This is a genomic window from Bacillus sp. AFS015802, from assembly GCF_002561455.1.
In the GTDB taxonomy this organism is placed as follows: domain Bacteria; phylum Bacillota; class Bacilli; order Bacillales; family Bacillaceae_B; genus Rossellomorea.
Map to the genome: position 1 here is coordinate 175,974 of NZ_NTUP01000020.1, position 2,172 is coordinate 178,145.

General features: G+C 41.3%; 3 protein-coding genes. 1 reads left to right on the forward strand and 2 read right to left on the reverse strand.

All coding sequences use genetic code 11. The features are described 5' to 3' along the window. Positions 1 to 19: 19 nt before the first annotated feature. Together lplA and CN378_RS14440 are read right to left on the reverse strand one after the other, a co-directional pair. Positions 20 to 1,006: a lipoate--protein ligase gene (gene lplA, locus CN378_RS14435; RefSeq protein WP_098353037.1), complete on the reverse strand. Its 987-nt coding sequence runs from the start codon at positions 1,004 to 1,006 to the stop codon at positions 20 to 22. A gap of 11 nt (positions 1,007 to 1,017) precedes the next feature. Next, the gene (locus CN378_RS14440; protein WP_098353039.1) at positions 1,018 to 1,752 is read right to left on the reverse strand and encodes an MBL fold metallo-hydrolase; all 735 of its coding nucleotides are present in this window, start codon (positions 1,750 to 1,752) and stop codon (positions 1,018 to 1,020) included. Between the two features lie 196 nt (positions 1,753 to 1,948). Between CN378_RS14440 and yhfH the strand changes: the two genes are divergently transcribed. Beyond that, positions 1,949 to 2,083, forward strand: a complete 135-nt coding sequence (gene yhfH, locus CN378_RS14445; protein ID WP_079533738.1) for a protein YhfH — start codon at positions 1,949 to 1,951, stop codon at positions 2,081 to 2,083. Positions 2,084 to 2,172: the final 89 nt, after the last annotated feature.

The following is a 2,172-nucleotide window of genomic DNA, read 5'->3' on the forward strand; positions in this document are numbered from 1 at the left end:
GGAACACCTCTCGTTTTTATTAATACACCAAATCCACAAACTCATCCTTCGTCACATTCCCGAAATAGTGTTGAATGTCAACACCTTCCAAAGCCCCGGCAATGTCTTTTCGTTCGTAGCGGGTGCCTATCAGCTTTTCTTCGATGTCATCAACATTCCCGACTCCGAAGAAATCGCCATAGATTTTACAGTTTTCGATTTTCCCTTTGTTCACATCAAGACGGACGTCAATGGATCCAACAGGGAATCGGTGAGAATGCTGAAGATTGAATTTAGGCGATTTTCCGTAGTTCCAATCCCAATTCTGATATCGTTCTTTAGAAAGTTCATGAATGTTTGTCCAATCTTCTTCTGTTAAGACATATTCTTTTACGTCACTGCCGTCAAAAATATAATCGAGCAGGGTTGAACGGAACTCTTCTATCGTCATTTTTTCTGTTAGGAATTCCGAGATATTGGCGACACGGCTGCGGATTGATTTGATCCCTTTTGATTCAATCTTGTCCTTTTTCACCCGGAGAGCTGACACGACGTTTTCCATTTCGGAATCGAACAGGAGCGTTCCATGGCTGAACATCCGGCCTTTCGTGGAGAACTGGGCGTTACCGGAAATCTTCCTGCCTTCAGCAATAATATCGTTACGCCCGCTTAGCTCTGCCTTTACCCCCAGCTTATGTAGGGCTGTTACAACAGGCTCAGTGAATTTTTTAAAGTTGTGGAAGCTCTCTCCATCATCTTTCGTGATAAAGCTGAAGTTCAGGTTTCCTAAATCATGATAGACCGCTCCCCCACCGGAAAGGCGGCGAACGACATGAAGACCCTGCTTATCCACGTAGTCTGTATTAATCTCTTCAATCGTATTTTGGTTCTTCCCGATAATGATGGAAGGTTCATTAATATAGAACAATAAATAACTCTCATTAATATCTAAGTTCTTCAGAGCATATTCTTCAATAGCAAGATTGATCCTTGGATCCGTGATCCCTTTATTATCGATAAATAACATCTTTCTTCCTCCTAAATATCTACTTTCATATCTTTTTTCGCTAAAAGTACCTCGCCCTTATAAAGGGTACTTGCTTCCGTAACCAGCTGATCCAGTTCTCCGAAATGGGGTAAATGGGTCAGTATCAGCTTTCGTGCATTGGACTTTTGAGCAAGATGACCTGCATCAAGACTCGTCATGTGACCAGCGTTCGAGGCATCCATCCCCCCGTAAAAATTACATTCACAGAGAAGTACATCTGCATCCATTCCGAATGAAACGAATTCTTCTTTGAAAGCAGAATCTGCTGTATAAAACAGGGATTTACCGTCTGCTTCTATTCTCATTCCGTAGCATGGAACTGGATGCTTGGTTTTCACAAATGTCACGTTGAAGGGACCGATTGATAATGAAGTATCTTCCTTATATTCATGGGCTTTCATTAAATCCTTATATGTAATCGTTTCAAACCCGCGCTGGTCTTCCCTATGGGTATATACCGGTAATGTACCTTTATTCTTCCCAAGGAAATATTGAATCAATAAAGCGTGTTGTAGTACACCGATATCTGCCACATGATCCGGATGATAGTGGGATAAGAGGACGGCATCCAGACCCGTTGCCTCTACGTGATGCTGCAAGTGGGACAGTACACCACTGCCACAGTCTATAAGCAGGTTATAGCCATTAGCTTGAAGTAAATACCCGGAACTTGCTTCTCCTGCCTTCGGGTAACCGCCCCATTGGCCAATTACGGTTAGCTTCATGTTTGAACCTCGCCTTTCACATTAGTATGTACCCCTACTATACTTCATTCTGCCTATTTTTTCATTTTTTTCGCCCATTTTTGAATTAATGGTTGACGAAACTCATACTGTTATAATACAATAAAATAAATTAACACATCAGTTATATAACACTAACAATTGATGGGTGAATACAAATTTACGGAGGGTGATGAACATGGTAAAAAATATTGTTGAGTTCTTTCGGAATTTGCCGCCTAAGTCTTGTGCACAATGTGGGGATACAATTGAGGAACAGCATGAATGCTACGGTATTTATTGCGAGAAATGTACGACTGACTACGAATATTAAGAATTAGGAAATCAAGGGGTAATAAAAGAGGCTGGGACAAAACCCTCCTCTGAAATGAAAAAGCCGGTGAAATTTTACAACAAGTAAAA

Excerpts from the sequence above, each read along its gene's own strand:
- lplA (WP_098353037.1), bottom strand. The coding sequence starts at position 1,006 with ATGTTATTTATCGATAATAAAGGGATCACGGATCCAAGGATCAATCTT.
- CN378_RS14440 (WP_098353039.1), bottom strand. The coding sequence starts at position 1,752 with ATGAAGCTAACCGTAATTGGCCAATGGGGCGGTTACCCGAAGGCAGGA.
- yhfH (WP_079533738.1), top strand. The coding sequence starts at position 1,949 with ATGGTAAAAAATATTGTTGAGTTCTTTCGGAATTTGCCGCCTAAGTCT.